Consider the following 13,346-nt stretch of genomic DNA (forward strand, 5'->3'; position numbering starts at 1 on the left):
TCGGCGGTAGGCAGGGTATGGAAGTCGCAATCGTCACCGTCGGGGACGAGATCCTGGCGGGTGACACAGTGAACACAAACGCCTCGTGGTTGGCCGAGCAGGTGAACGACCGCGGCGTCAGCGTCAGGCGGATCACGACCGTCCCCGACGTGGTGGCAGACATCGCCCGTGTGATCAACGAGTACCGCGCCGAGTACGACGCGGTCATCGTGACTGGTGGACTTGGCCCGACGCACGACGACGTGACGATGGAAGGGGTCGCCGCCGCCGTCGGCCGGGACGTCGAACCGCACGAAGAAGCCCAGCGATGGCTCACAGAAGAAAGCGGCTACGCAGCAGCGTCGTTGGTCGATGGTACCACCGACCTCCCCGCGCGGGCCCGGATGCTCCCCAACGAGGCCGGCGTGGCACCCGGTGCGGTTGTCGAGGGGATCTACGTGCTCCCCGGCGTGCCCGGCGAGATGAAGACGATGTTCGAGCGAGTGGCCGGGGAGTTCTCGGGCGAACGCACGCACTCGACAGTCGTGGACGTCGCCGAACCGGAGAGCGAACTGATCGACCGCCTGAGCGAACTCCGGCGGCGGTTCGACATCACCGTGGGGAGCTATCCGGGTGAGTCGGTGCGGATCAAACTCACCGCGACCGAGGAGGCCGTCGCCGAAGAAGCCGCGGCGTGGCTGCGAGAGCAGGTCGAATTAGTCGAAAACGAGGAGTAATCGGAGGAAAGTCGACTCAACGGCCCAGCAGCCGGATCCAGACGACGACCATCGCGAGGCTCAGGAGCAACACGACCGCCCCGGTCTCCGCAATCGGGAACGGTTCGCCGGCGAGTGCGAGCGGGAGCATACTCCGAGATTCCCCGGCAGCGTTCTTAAACGTTCATACTATCGGGGCGTTCGCGAGCCTTCGCTCATTCGATCGCTCGACTGCGTGCGATCGGAAGTCGGAGGCCGACCGCGCGGAGGTCATCAGAGGCCGACCGCATCCGCGAAAACGTTGGAGACCCCGACCGGGAACTTTTCTACGCCCCGGTACTCCCACCGAGTATGCGAATCGGTTTCGTGGTCAATCCGATCGCCGGAATGGGCGGTCGCGTCGGGCTCAAAGGCACCGACGGGAAGGTTGAGGAGGCGCGCCGGCGGGGTGCAGAGCCGCGTGCTCCCGACCGGGCGAGACGGGCCCTCGAGGCGCTCACAGAACACGGCACCGACGCGATGGAACTGCTCACCTGGAGCGGCGAGATGGGCGGCGATATCGCGCGCGAGGTCGGGGTGGAAGCAGACGTGGTGGGCACACCGGCGGGTGAAGAGACGACCGCCGGCGACACCGCGCGGGCGGTGGACGCGTTTCTGGACGCCAGCGTCGACCTCGTGCTGTTCGTCGGCGGCGACGGGACCGCCGCAGACGTCGCAGACGCCGTAGAGGGCAGCGAGACGCCGATGCTGGGCGTGCCGGCGGGCGTGAAAGTCTACTCGTCGGTGTTCGCCGTTTCGCCGGAGGACGCCGCGCGCGTCGTGCGGTCGTTCGAGCGGACCGAGCGCCGCGAGGTGATGGACATCGACGAGGACGAGTATCGGGAGGGAGAGGTCCACCCGGAACTGCGGGCGGTCCCGCTGGTGCCCGTCTCGGAGGAACTCCAATCCTCCAAGCAACTCGGGGGTGGCAACGTCGAGGCGCTGGCGTCGGGCGTCGCCGATGACATCCGCGCGAGCGAGAAGACGTTCGTCCTCGGACCGGGCAGCACCGTCGGGGCGATCAAAGACGAACTCGGGTTCGACGGGTCGCCGCTCGGTGTGGACGTCTGGCGCGACGGCGAGGTACTCGCGCTGGATGCGACTGAATCGGAGATTCTGGACGCACTCGGCCCGGCAGGCGAGAACGTCGTCGTCGTCTCGCCGATCGGCGGTCAGGGCTTCGTCTTCGGGCGCGGGAATCCGCAACTCTCGCCGGCGGTCATCCGACGGTGTGATCTCGAAATCGTGGCGTCGCGGGCGAAACTCGACACCGTGGGCGCACTCCGCGTCGACACCGACGATCCCGACCTCGACGCGAAACTCAGCGGGTGGACGAAGGTTCGGATCGGTCGAATCGAGCGGCGAATGATGCGGATCGCGTGACTGCTTGGAACCGGAAGCCCATCGGTATCAATCGACGGTCTTCCACGACGATTTAATACCCCTGTTAAGATTCGTATAGATATAAGTAACATATGGTGACCATTAAGGTCACGGGAAGCCAGGGATGGCATATGGAGACACGCAAGGTCCAACGGTTGGGCCCCTCGACGCTAGCGATGACGCTTCCAGCCGAATGGGCGAAAGAGCACAATGTCAACAAGGGCGACGAGGTGTCCCTGCGAATGGGTGGAAAGGGTACATTGACCGTCCTGCCGGAGTCGGCCAGTCAGGAGGACGCCTCAGCGACAATCCGGGCGGACAGTCTCGACGCCGACTCCCTCGAACGGGCCATCGTCGCCCAGTACGTCCTGGGGCGACGGGTGATCCACATCGACAAAAGCGACGGCGCACTCGACTCCGAGCACATCAACGCCGTCTACAAGGCGGAGACGCAACTGATGGGACTGGGCGTCATCGAAGAGACGCCCGACCGGATCGCCATCCGCTGCTCGGTCGATCCCGAGGACTTCAGCCTCGACAATCTGCTCGAACGACTCGAGAACACCGGAAGCACGATGCGCGGCGAGGCGGTCAAGGCACTCGCACACGGTAATACCGATCTCGCGCAACGCGCACTGAACCGCGAGCGGCAGGCGAACAAGATCTTCGTCCTCCTGCTGCGGTTGATCTTCACGGCCTATCAGAACCCCAATCTTGCTCGGGCGATCGGTTTAGAGGAGGGCTTCCCGCTCATCGGGTATCGCTCGGTGGCGAAAAATCTCGAACTCACCGCCGACAACGCCGAAGACATCGCCAACATCGTGATGGACGCCGACGGTCACACCCTGGACGTGGACTCGAAGACGATGCGCCGGATCCGCGAGTTCACCGATCAGGTCGACGAACTCACCCGGACGGCGGTCCAGGCGGTCGTCGAGCGCGACTACGACAAGACTGTCGAGTGCCGGACGCTCTTCCGACAACTTCGCGACCGCGAACAGGAGATCCTCGGCGACCTCCCGGAGATGGATAACGACGAACTGCTCCAGGTGCGCGAAGTCCTCGTGAGCCTCCAGCAGACCGCCCAGTACGCGATGCGGAACGCCGAGATCGCGGCAAATCTCGCGCTGAACGAGGAGTCCGAACACGTCACGATCGGATAGACCGGGATCAGAGTTCGATCAGACCACCGTCGGTCGTCGTCCCGGTCCCGCTGTCAGTCGCCGTCCCGCCGTCTGTCGTCGCCGTGCCATCCGCCCCCGACGTATCGGTCGCCGTCGAACCGGGCGTCGCGGTCGGTGTCGGCGCGGTAGTCGACGCGTCCGTCTCAGTGGTCTCCTCATCAGTCTGTTGCTCCGTCTCCGGTTCGGCGGTCGGCGTCGAAGTCCCCGACGATCCTGTGGCGTTTCCATCGCTCGGCTTCGTGCCGAAGATGTCCGTCTCGATTCTCCGAGTGTAGGTGAGCGAGTCCAGTGGGACTCGGACGCTCCTGTCGCTGAGTTCGAGTCGGGCAGCGAACGCGATCCGCAAGTCAGTCACCTGGTTGCGTTCCAGGTGGGTGACCCACCACTCGTCGATGCGATCGTTCCGGATCGTAACGGTCGCCTCGACGGTCTCCGTCGATTTCGGCGGGATCACGTACTCGGACTCGGTCGTGCCGTTACCGACTTCGATTTCGTTCATCGTGACGTCGTATTCCAGTTGTGAGATGGCAATCGGGTACGGCTTCGGGTTGTACACGACGAAGGTGAGGTTCATCGGCGTCCGCTGGGTGCTGACGGTTCCCCACTGTGCGGTCGTCTCGTTGACGTAGAGCACGGGATCCGAGACGAGGGGCTGATTCGCGTCGATCGAGCGGGTCTCAGTGGAGTTGAACTGCGAGAGCAGGTCCGTCTCGATTTCCCTCGTCACGTTCGGCGGGTCAGCCGTCCGGCCGAGCGTAGACGAGCGGACGGACGCATCGACGGTCACGGTCGTTCGCTCGTCGTTCCTGACGTGTGAGACCCACCACGGAGGGATTCGCTCGTTGCGCGCGGTCGTCCGGAACGTCAGCGTGGAGTTCCCGGTCCCGACCGAGACACCGTCTTCGACACCGCTGGCGAGTGTGACCTCGTTGAACGACACGTCGTATCCGACGGTCACACCGCCCAGAGAGACCCCGATGGGGTTCGGGTTCGAGACGGTGAGGTTCGTCTCGACGACCGTCGTCGTCTCGTTCACCGGACCGAATCGGTTCTCGACGCCGGCCACGCTGGGCGCGCCGATGACGCCCACGGCGAATGCGCCCCCGACGATGAGTCCGCCGAGGAGGAGAACGACGACCAGCGATCGGATCCGACCGAAGAGCGATAGCGTCGGCATCGTCCCGCAGGAATCGGTCGAGAGGTAAATATCCTGATGACGTGACCCCCAAGTCGTATGAACTAAGTCGGGACCGAGCGACGCTTCGGTATGGAGACCGCTTCCGCCGCTTCGGACAAGGGCTTCGGCCTGACTGTTCTCTTTGCGATCATCGCACTCCTGGGGGTCGTCGGGATGTTCGTCGCTGGACTGACCGGCGACCAACTCATCGCTGCGGTCGGCTTTCTGGTTGCTACTGTTGCAGCGTCTCTGTCGGTGTCGGCGACGCACCTCTTCGGATGAGGGCGCGCCGAAATGGACGAGAGGCTTAAGAACGGACCGTCCGTAGATAACATACGATGAGTGAGTTCACCGAGGAGGAGCGACAGATCGTCACCTACCTCCGCGAGAGCGTCGCCGCCGGTGAGCGATACTTCCGGGCGAAGAACATCGCCGACGCGATCGGACTCTCTGCCAAGCAAGTGGGCGTCCGACTACCGCGGTTGGCCGAGAAATCCGAGGACGTCGACATCGAGAAGTGGGGCCGAGCCCGGTCGACCACCTGGCGCGTCACACAGAGCTGAGCCCGCTGCGTGAACCGAATTGCTCCCGTGGTGTCACGTGGATTCAGGGGCTTTTTGCTCTCTGGCTCCCACCCAACAGTATGACGGTTCGCGTTCGGCGGGTTTTCGAGTTCGAAGCCTCACCAGAAGCCGTGTGGGATTTCATCGCCGATCCTGGCAAGCGGGCTGAGGCCATCAGCGTCGTCGAGCGATACGAAGTCGACGAGTCGACCGGATCGGCGACGTGGCACGTGAAACTGCCGATCCCGCTCATTAGTTCGACCGCGCGTGTCGAGACCGAGGACGTGACCCGCGACCCACCGAAACACGTCAAGTTCGTCGGGAAGTCGTCGGTGCTGCGTGTAACCGGCGAACATACGATCGAACCGACCGCGATGGGGGCGCGACTAGTGAACGAGTTCGTCGTCGACGGCCGCGTTCCTGGCGTCGAGGGATTCTTCAAACGCAACCTCGATACGGAGCTAGGGAACCTCCAACGGGAACTCAGGCAGTCTGTCGAGACTGACCCATAGCCGTTTCACCGACGACCTATCCCGGAGGGTTTATTGATGATCCCGCATTATCATCTGTTGCCGACGACCGACGCTTTTCTCGTCGAAGTCGGCACACACCCGCCACACACTGCCGCAGTGTTCGGGGTCCGCTGCGGCCCACCGCGTTCAGCGCTCCCTCACCCCGGAGGGGGAGTGACTGTACGCTCCGCTCTCGCCTTCGCCTTCGTTTGGACCGACTGATCAGTTACGGCGACGACGCTCGCTTTTCGATCTCGCCCTGGATCACGGCCGCATCGAAGTCGTGGTCCGGACGGATATTGACGAAGTCAAGAAAGCGTGCAGCGGCCAGCAGTTCGTCCGGCCGAAAGGCTGTTGTGGCGGCTTCGACGGTCCGTTTCCCACCGATCAGCGGTTCAAGCGCGCCGAGCGCACAGGCGATGTCGTAGGATTTCGCGTCCTGCGAGCCGTCCTCGCGAACGTTCGTCGCGTCGATGAAATAGATCTCGCCGTCGCAAATGAGGACGTTTTCCGCGCGGAGATCACCGTGGAGCAGGTCGTTGTCGTGCATCCTCGCAAGCGCCTCGAACAGCGCGGGGGCCAGGTCCGCTTCGGCCGCTTCGTCGAGTTCGTCAAGCGTCCGGAACGCCGAGAGATATTCGAGCACCAGCACGCCGAGTCCGTCGACCTCGAACGCCTCGATGGGTTCGGGGGCGTTGAGCCCGATCTCCTGCATCCGCTCTGTCGCCTCGAGTTCGTGCTCGGCCATCTCGACGGGATCAGCGAAATGCTCGAAGAAACCCTCAGTACCTGAGGAGAACGCCCCGAGGTTCCGTCCCGTGGTAAAGACCGCGTGGACCACGGAGTTCTGCCGAGAGATCACTTTCACGAACCACCGATCGTCGATCACCATCGGCGTCGACAGCCAGTTGTCCGCGTCGAGAAACCGCACGTGTGCCGCCTCTCGGTCGTACCGATCGCGGATCTCGCGAACGACGGCCTCCAGCCGCGACCACTCGACACGTCCGCGAAGGAGGCGGCGCAGTTCCATACAGCACTGTTGGCGCTGAAGCCTATATATATCGTCCTCACCGCCACAGTCGAATCTTGGTGCCGACTCTTCGAGGGTGGGTCTCGAAAAATAACTCACCGGGGCGCGCTCAGTCGTCGGTCCCACGGACCGTCAGTACGGGGACGCTCGACCGCCGGACCGTCCGCTCGGTCACGCTGCCGAGGAGGTACCGTTCCAGACCGGTGCGACCGTGCGTTCCCATCACGACGAGGTCACAGTCGTGGTCGATAGCGTACTCGACCACGACGTCGTCGGGGACGCCGGGTTCGACCGCCGTGACGGCTTCGAGGCCCGCGTCAGTCGCGCGCTCGGCCACCGCTTCGACAACCGATTCCGCGCGTTCTCGCAGCGTCTGTTCGACCTGCTGTGGACTGATCGCGGGGGCGCTGTGGCTCATATCGCGGGTGTCAACGACCGAGAGCACACACAGTTCGGCGTCGTACTGGGCCGCAATGTCGATCGCGTGATCGACTGCGTTGTCTGCGCAATCGCTACCGTCTGTGGGAACGAGGATGCGTTCGTACATATCTGAACCGAGGTAGTGGAGTGACTATGGCGTTCGGGTGGCTCTCATCGAGCGGGAACCGAGCCGGCTCGGCGCGTCACGCCGTGAGTCGTTCGGCGATCCGACGCGCGCCTTCTGCAGGAGCGAGGTCCGGCCGCTCTGCGGCGATACAGTCTATCTCCCGGTCGAGTTCATCAGAGAGTCGATCCTCGAAGACGTCGACGATACCGGGGATGCAGGCCATACCCCCGGTGGGGACGATGGGCTTCGAGAGCGCGAGTTGGTAGGGCTTCATATGATCGTTCGCCAACTGTGCGAGGAAGTTGTTGGCGACCTCGTCGACGGCGTCGTCGACGTAGTCTGAGAGGGGTTCCATCACCGAGCGCTCGATCGTGAACTCGTGAGCGCCGCCGCCGGGTTGCTGGATGACGTCGGTGAACGGCTGGAAGTCGTCGAAGTCGGCGTGCTCCTCTTTGTACTCACGAGCGGTCGTCAGATCGACGTTGACGCGGCCCTGCGTCTCCTCTTCGACCGCATTAGCGATCCGACGGTCGACCTCGTTGCCGGTGACCGCACCCGAGACGAACGGCGAGAGTTGTTCGCCGTGACGGTATGCGGAGGCTTCGAGGTTGGTCGAGCCCATATTGATCGCAGCGAACACCTCGTCAATGGCTTCGAGGTCGTCGCCGAACGCCGGGATCGCTCCACAGAGTGACTCCGGGAAGCTCCGAACCAGCGCGTTGCCCACGGGACTCTCCTCGATCACGCGGTTGAGGTTCGCTAGGCCGGGTTCGTTGTCGATGGTCGGAATCGCGTAGACGACCGCGCTGTTGGCATCGAGATGTTCGCTCGCAACGACCTCGTTGAAGAACTTCGAGGCGAGTGTGGCGCTATCGTCGTCTTCGGGAAGCCCCGAGCGCAGCATATACTCCACCGTATCGGGATACTCCCGGGCAGCCTGTTCGCCGAAGAGGACCTTCTCCTCGCCGGTGAGCGCATCCTCGAACGTCGCCAGACACGTCAACGTCCGGACAGTGTTGAGTTCACCATCCCGAACGTACTGGAGAACGGTTCGCGTGCTCCCGAGTTTGACGCCGACGGGGGTCGGTCCCGAATCGACGGCTTCGTCTGCCTCATCGCCTGCCTGCTCATCTGTCTCGTCTGCCTCCTCGTCTGCCATACGAGAACCGACACCAAACGAATAAAAAATCCTGTTGGTATGGATATTGACAGATCAGGGAGGCGTCACTCCATCGACGCCAGACGAGCGATGTAGACCAGACTCAGGTGGTGGTCATCGACGTCGAACTCCGAGGTATTTGTGACCTCCCCGGAGAAGCCGACCAGGTAGTCTTGGAGTTCGGTCTCGACGTCCTCGGTCAGCCAGTCGACAGTGTGATAATACCGGATCGCATCCATCGTCCGTTTGTAGCCGCCCTTGAGAGCGAGGAACTCCAGCCAATCGAAGACGATCCGTTCAGCCGCGTACGCGTCGGGAAGCGACGAGAGGTAGGGTTTGTCTAGGCTGCCGACCGAGGCCGTCTCTCGGACCAACAACTGCTCCAACTGGTTCTGTCGGAGCGCCTCGCCGGCCCGTCCGCGGGGGCGCTCGCGGACCTCCGTGTCGAACTGGAAGCGCCCGACGTCGTCGGCAGTGTCGTAGCCCCCGTTCAGAGAGCGCGGACGACCGTCGGCGTATCCCGGGTCGGGACGACGGCGACTCTCACCTCGTCCCCACGAGTGGCTCTCGACGCCGCCCAAGCCAAGATCGCTCGCGATCCGGTCTGCCCGCACGACGTCGGCGTGAGCATCGGCGTGAGCGGATCGGCCGCGACGCGGCGGTGAGACGTCTTCACGCGGACGGACAGATATCTCGTCGTCGCTCCCGTTCCGACGGTCGTCGTCCGCCTGCCCGTCGTACCGGCGACCGCTGGAACCCACGTGCCGTCGCCCCTCCTCTTCGTCATCCGCCCGACCGTTTCGGTGACGGCCGTCTCGCCGGTGTCCATCGCTGTCACGACGGTCGGTGTTGCGGCCGTTGCGCCGGCCGCGCCGGCGTCGTCCACTCGGCCTCGGGCAGGAGTCGTCTCCCTCTCGCGTGGCTCCGTCTTCGTTCTGTTCCTTCCGTCGTTGGTCGGCAATGCGCCTGAGTTCTCGGAGATCGTAGTCGTCGGGATCGATGGTCATTGGCCTGGGGTACTCGCGGCGTACGCCCGCCGCTCGGTCTTACCAGCACCAACCGAGAGCCCGGGCATAAACGTGCCCCTTGAGTTATCAATCGAGAGAACGGGTCTACAGGTCGCGCGTGTCGCCGTGTGCCCGCCGCACCGAGAGGGTGCCACTGGAGACGTCGAACGAGAGCGACCGGCCGTGATCGCCACCAACGTCGGTGGCGATGATCGGAATGCCGTGTTCCGCGAGGACCGCTTTTGTGGCCGTGACGTTCCGCTGGCCGACAGCGCCGTCACCCGCGTTGAACTCGAACATCGCGCTCCCACCGGCGATCCGCGCCTCGATGCGAGATCGGTCCGCACCGGCCGCTACCATCTCGCGTAAGAGCCCGCCGACGGCGGTATCCACGTACTTCGCCTCGTTCACCGACGGGCCGGGGCCACCGCCATCGGTCTGGCTCCGGCCGTCGCTCGCCGCGGGCAACATCGCGTGAGCCAGTCCCGCGACGCCGGCGACCGGGTCGACGAGCGCGATGCCGACGCAGGAACCGAGCCCACTGGTCACGAGTTCGGCGCCCGACTCCGTGACAGCGTAGTCGGCGACGCCGACTTTGACGCGTTCGGACGTCGATCGCTCGCTCGATTGGTCAGAGGTGTATACCTTCATTGGCTTTCTCGGAGAGCGCGTTGCGCACGCGGCAGCTCAGATGATCGCGCGCGCAGTGGAGTGAGGCGAGACACGCGGATCTTAGTTTGCCTGCTGTTCGGGCGCGAGTTGATCAAACGCTGCACGCAGTTCGCGTTCGTCCGGCAGCGCGTAGATGTCGCACGTGAACGTCTCGTCGGGCGTAACGATTGCCGAATCGATGAGGAACGCGTAGTCCTGCGTTCGCGCCAGTTCGGTCACGAGCGGATCGACGATGGCGGAGGCGATGTCGTCTACGTGGGTCGGGGGCGAGATTTCGATTGTCGTCTCAAGCGCGTTCGCCCACCCGTCGAGGAAGCCAGAGGTGACGATGTTACCGATCTCCTGGATGGCACTCTGCCGCATCGCAGGGTCGGAGTCCATTCCGGGCATCAGTGCGTCTGCGACGCTTTCGGCCGAGTCGTGGTCGAACAGGATCGCGATGTAGCCCGACGGGGTCCCGCTGAATTCGAGGACGACGCCCCGTCTCGCCTCGTCGGTCAACTCCATCGGAACGCCCTCGACGGGGACGAAACTCAGTCGGCTCACGTCGACGGTGGTGTCGATCCCGGTCATCGCCGTCAGGTCCTGGGAGGCCTGACCTGCGCCCTCGGTGATCATCTCGGAGAACGAGGTGAACGTCTCGACGGGGATCGTCTCGTCACTTTTGCCGGCGGCGTCCACGATGGTCTCGACGGAGTCGTGGGTGGGAAGCATATAGATGTAGAAACCCGCCTCTTGACTGATGGTCTCGAGCTGGTTCCGGAACGACAACACGTGCCCGGCGTCGAGTTGGGTTCTGAGGTCCGCACTGTCGGCGTCGACCCGGCTGCTCCCCTCGTGCGTGACGACGTCCTCCAGTGATCGATCGGCGTCGAGCTCCACGTACGTCGGAGTCGTGATGTCGATCCCTTCACCGAGGAAGTCCGCCCAGCCGTCGATGAACCCCCCGAGCATTATGTTGCCCAGTTCCTTCAGCCCGCTCGTCGCCAGTTCGCTCTCGGGGTTCTCTGAGGCACCGGGAACGAGCGCGTCCACGAGTTCGACGGCACGCTCGCGGTCGAACGCGAGGATCGTGTGTCCGGCGATCGCCCCAGAAAACCCGATGTGAACCGTGACGAGGTCGCCCTCGCGGAACTCCCGTTCCACGTCGGATCGAGTCGCCATTTCGATCTTGGTGACGGCGACGCGCGCGTCGAACCCGGTGAGTGTCGTGAGCGATCCGGCCGCCTCTTCGGCTCCCGAGTGGGCGAGGTCGCTGAACGTCCGAAGCGACTGGATGTCGAGGTTCATGCTTCGACGCCGACGACGTCGTCGATGGCTTGCAGCACGTTGGGCTTCTGGAACGGCTCGACCACCTCGGAGATGAACACCGTCCGCGAGGAGAACAAGCAGATCGGTGAGACCGTCGAGGAACTCGACGAGACCGTCCGGAAACTGCTCGACATCTACGAGATGGTGACGCGCGGCATCAACCCCTTCGTCGACGACGCGCGGGAGATGGGCGGGCTGGAGGGCGACGGCGCGTTCGGTCTCTTCGAGATGGAAGAAGAGACCGAAGAGAGCCTCGACTCGGATGTCGCCAGCGCGGACGCCGAATCGTTCTTCGACGAGGACTTCGGCGACCTCGACGCCGCAGCGGACGAGGCCGAACTCGCTGCGGAGGACGAACTCGCCGACGAAGAGCGGATAGACTCCGCCGAAGCGCTCGACGAGGACGACGGCGAGGCGGAGACCAACGGCACCGGCGGCGGGGCCAGTTTCGACGAACTGAAGTCCGACTACGAGGAGAACGAGGGCTGGGACGAGATGGAGGAGGCCGAAGCGGCGGCCGAGGAAGCGGAGTTCGACGAGATGCAGGATCACGTCGGCGACGGCCTCGAAGACGACGGCGACGAAGCGGACGATACGGAGGACGGTGAACTGACGGCCGAGGAGGAGACCGACACACTCGACGGGATGGACGTCACCGGAGAGATGGACGCCGACGACTCCCTGTTCGAGGACGACCTCGAGGACGCGGTCGAGGAGACCGGAACGGAAGCCACGAATGGCACCGCCGACGCGTCCGAGTCCTCTCACGCCCACTCCGAAGCAGACGCTGGTGGCTCTACGGCTGAACCCGAACCCACGACGCAACACGACGCGCCTGCCGACACCGACGCGTATCTGGCGGAACTGCCGGCGCGGTACACGGCAGAGTCGGTCGCCCTGGAGTGGACGCGGTTCCTCGTCGACGTCGGCGGTGCGATCGGCGCGGCTCGCGCCCTGCGCCAGTACCGCTCGCTCGGGTGGATCACCCGCAACGTCGAGCGAACGATGTGTGAGCACGTCCGCAACGCCGCTACCGCCGGCGAGACCGAACGGCCGCAGGATCTGCGAGCCGAACACCACAGAGAGAGCCTGACGTACATCAGTCGGCTCGCTGGCGACGTCAGCGAGGCACGGCTCCTCGAAGAGTTGTCAGCGCTCGGAGGTGGTGCACGTGGGATTCGGCGTTAGCGGTTCGACCGCTATTATTTTCCTGGGGATCCTGATCGCCTCGGGAACGTTCTACACGGCTGCGGCGGGGAACGTAGAGCAGATCAGCGAGGCCCGCGACGGGGAGTCCGAAGAGCTGCTCGACCGCCGAAACACCGCCATCGACGTGACGAGCGTGCTCTACGATGAGTCGAGTAGCAACCTCTCGATCGAAGTCAACAATACCGGCACGACGACCCTCTCGGTCGAGGGGACGAGCCTCCTGGTCAACAACTCCCACGTCTTCCCGGACACCACGTCGGTCGACGGCGACTTTCAGACCGATGTCTGGGCGGCGGGCCAGACGCTGACGTTGAACGTCACCAACACCTCTCCGCCTGAGGACGTCAAGCTCGTCGCAGAGAACGGCATCGCCGCCAGTAACTCGACGGTGGAGGTGGTGAGTTAGATGGCCGACGTCTCCGTCCCGAGTCTGATCCTGTTCATCGCGAGCATCGTCGTCGCCGCAGGCGTTTCCGGGGTCCTGATCGACACGGTGACCGGCATCAGCGGCGCGCTCGACGACCAGGGTGCGGATGTGGCGGAGAACATCAGGACCGATATCGAAGTCATCAGCAGTGCCGACGGGAACGTCTACGACGGCGCAAACATCACGTTGTACGTCAAGAACACGGGGAGGCGATCGATCCCGGCGACGGCGGAGACGTTCGACGTCATCGTGGACGCACAGTACCGGACGAACGTCACAGTCACGACCGTCGACGGTAGCGACCCGAACTCCTGGGCGCCCCACGACGTCGTGCGGGTCGATATCGGCGACTCGAACCTCGGCAGCGGCGACCACCGGGTCACCCTGACCGTCGACGGCGACGAAGAGAGCTTCCGATTCAATGTCTGATC

General features: G+C 64.1%; 16 protein-coding genes. 9 read left to right on the forward strand and 7 right to left on the reverse strand.

The genetic code is table 11. From position 1 onward, the window contains the following. Window positions 1-17: 17 nt before the first annotated feature. From ABEI27_RS05450 to ABEI27_RS05460, 3 genes are all read left to right on the forward strand, one after another. On the forward strand, window positions 18-716 hold the full coding sequence (locus tag ABEI27_RS05450; RefSeq protein WP_375798393.1) for a competence/damage-inducible protein A: 699 nt from the start codon (window positions 18-20) through the stop codon (window positions 714-716). A gap of 330 nt (window positions 717-1,046) precedes the next feature. Continuing rightward, on the forward strand, window positions 1,047-2,117 hold the full coding sequence (locus ABEI27_RS05455; RefSeq protein ID WP_375798394.1) for an ATP-NAD kinase family protein: 1,071 nt from the start codon (window positions 1,047-1,049) through the stop codon (window positions 2,115-2,117). 131 nt (window positions 2,118-2,248) lie between these two features. Next, window positions 2,249-3,280 carry a PhoU domain-containing protein gene (locus ABEI27_RS05460; protein ID WP_375798446.1) on the forward strand — a complete coding sequence of 344 codons (1,032 nt, stop codon included), beginning with the start codon at window positions 2,249-2,251 and terminating at the stop codon, window positions 3,278-3,280. A gap of 7 nt (window positions 3,281-3,287) precedes the next feature. Here the strand turns inward: ABEI27_RS05460 and ABEI27_RS05465 are convergent, their stop codons facing one another. Further along, the gene (locus tag ABEI27_RS05465) at window positions 3,288-4,478 is read right to left on the reverse strand and encodes an LEA type 2 family protein (protein ID WP_375798395.1); all 1,191 of its coding nucleotides are present in this window, start codon (window positions 4,476-4,478) and stop codon (window positions 3,288-3,290) included. Between the two features lie 90 nt (window positions 4,479-4,568). Here ABEI27_RS05465 and ABEI27_RS05470 point away from each other — a divergent pair, with 90 nt between their 5' ends. The 3 genes from ABEI27_RS05470 (at window position 4,569) to ABEI27_RS05480 (ending at window position 5,553) form a co-directional block, all read left to right on the forward strand. Beyond that, on the forward strand, window positions 4,569-4,760 hold the full coding sequence (locus ABEI27_RS05470; RefSeq protein ID WP_375798396.1) for a hypothetical protein: 192 nt from the start codon (window positions 4,569-4,571) through the stop codon (window positions 4,758-4,760). Window positions 4,761-4,816: 56 nt separating this feature from the next. Beyond that, window positions 4,817-5,041 carry a hypothetical protein gene (locus tag ABEI27_RS05475; protein WP_375798397.1) on the forward strand — a complete coding sequence of 75 codons (225 nt, stop codon included), beginning with the start codon at window positions 4,817-4,819 and terminating at the stop codon, window positions 5,039-5,041. Between the two features lie 80 nt (window positions 5,042-5,121). Continuing rightward, the gene (locus tag ABEI27_RS05480) at window positions 5,122-5,553 is read left to right on the forward strand and encodes an SRPBCC family protein (protein WP_375798398.1); all 432 of its coding nucleotides are present in this window, start codon (window positions 5,122-5,124) and stop codon (window positions 5,551-5,553) included. 226 nt (window positions 5,554-5,779) lie between these two features. Here ABEI27_RS05480 and ABEI27_RS05485 read toward each other — a convergent pair whose 3' ends face one another. The 6 genes from ABEI27_RS05485 to ABEI27_RS05510 form a co-directional block, all read right to left on the reverse strand. Then, on the reverse strand, window positions 5,780-6,583 hold the full coding sequence (locus tag ABEI27_RS05485) for an RIO1 family regulatory kinase/ATPase (RefSeq protein ID WP_375798399.1): 804 nt from the start codon (window positions 6,581-6,583) through the stop codon (window positions 5,780-5,782). Window positions 6,584-6,692: 109 nt separating this feature from the next. Further along, window positions 6,693-7,130 (reverse strand): universal stress protein, encoded by a 438-nt coding sequence (locus ABEI27_RS05490; RefSeq protein ID WP_375798400.1) that lies wholly within the window; start codon window positions 7,128-7,130, stop codon window positions 6,693-6,695. 76 nt (window positions 7,131-7,206) lie between these two features. After that, entirely contained in the window at window positions 7,207-8,289 is a 1,083-nt protein-coding gene (locus ABEI27_RS05495; protein ID WP_375798401.1) for a hypothetical protein, read from the reverse strand. Window positions 8,290-8,354: 65 nt separating this feature from the next. Beyond that, complete coding sequence (locus ABEI27_RS05500; RefSeq protein WP_375798402.1) at window positions 8,355-9,296, reverse strand: FlaD/FlaE family flagellar protein; 942 nt, start codon at window positions 9,294-9,296, stop codon at window positions 8,355-8,357. Window positions 9,297-9,401: 105 nt separating this feature from the next. After that, entirely contained in the window at window positions 9,402-9,947 is a 546-nt protein-coding gene (locus ABEI27_RS05505; RefSeq protein ID WP_375798403.1) for a chemotaxis protein CheD, read from the reverse strand. An 81-nt stretch (window positions 9,948-10,028) separates the two neighbouring features. Then, window positions 10,029-11,258: a chemotaxis protein CheC gene (locus ABEI27_RS05510; RefSeq protein ID WP_375798404.1), complete on the reverse strand. Its 1,230-nt coding sequence runs from the start codon at window positions 11,256-11,258 to the stop codon at window positions 10,029-10,031. A 24-nt stretch (window positions 11,259-11,282) separates the two neighbouring features. Here ABEI27_RS05510 and ABEI27_RS05515 point away from each other — a divergent pair, with 24 nt between their 5' ends. The 3 genes from ABEI27_RS05515 to ABEI27_RS05525 are packed head-to-tail and all read left to right on the forward strand — an operon-like array spanning window position 11,283 to window position 13,344. Next, a complete protein-coding gene (locus ABEI27_RS05515) occupies window positions 11,283-12,467 on the forward strand; it encodes a FlaD/FlaE family flagellar protein (protein ID WP_375798405.1) in 1,185 nt (394 codons plus the stop codon). Then, window positions 12,451-12,894 (forward strand): fla cluster protein FlaF, encoded by a 444-nt coding sequence (locus tag ABEI27_RS05520; protein WP_375798406.1) that lies wholly within the window; start codon window positions 12,451-12,453, stop codon window positions 12,892-12,894. Before ABEI27_RS05515 ends, ABEI27_RS05520 begins: the two co-directional genes overlap by 17 nt. Continuing rightward, entirely contained in the window at window positions 12,895-13,344 is a 450-nt protein-coding gene (locus tag ABEI27_RS05525; RefSeq protein WP_375798407.1) for a flagellar protein G, read from the forward strand. It begins immediately after the preceding gene. Window positions 13,345-13,346: the final 2 nt, after the last annotated feature.

Origin of the sequence: Halobellus sp., from assembly GCF_042218505.1 — an archaeon.
In the GTDB taxonomy this organism is placed as follows: domain Archaea; phylum Halobacteriota; class Halobacteria; order Halobacteriales; family Haloferacaceae; genus Haloquadratum.